A 404-nucleotide genomic window follows, 5' to 3' on the forward strand; every position below is an offset into this window, starting at 1 on the left:
CCGGGCATGCCGGGGCTCGGGCGTCGCCCGGCCCTGCATCGCCAGCCGCTGCGCGTCCCGGATGGCGAACCGGGTCCTCTCGACCTCGGCCTTCGGATCCTTGCTGACCTCGTTCAGCCGGCGCAGCCGGTCACCGGCCGCGGACACCGACCCGTCCACGTCGTCCAGCAGCGCCCGGACCGTGCTCAGCCGGGACGTCGCGTCGGCCCAGCGCTGCTCGTCGCGCGCCTTGGCGGCCTCCGCGAGCTTGGCGCTCGCCTGCGCCACGGCGGTCTCCGCCTGCGCCGGCACCTGCTGCAGGTCCTGCCAGCACGCCAGCGAGAAACGCCGCCGCAGCTCACTGAGGACCGGCTCGACGCCGCCGGCCCGGGTGGCCAGCGCCTCGACGCGGGTGCGCAGGCTGA

The 404-nt window shown here is 76.5% G+C and carries 1 pseudogene; it reads right to left on the minus strand.

The features are described from left to right. A pseudogene (locus G3I78_RS49880) lies at window positions 1–404 on the minus strand (hypothetical protein); the annotation flags it as partial.

This window comes from Streptomyces sp. SID13726, from assembly GCF_010548375.1.
GTDB lineage: Bacteria > Actinomycetota > Actinomycetes > Streptomycetales > Streptomycetaceae > Streptomyces.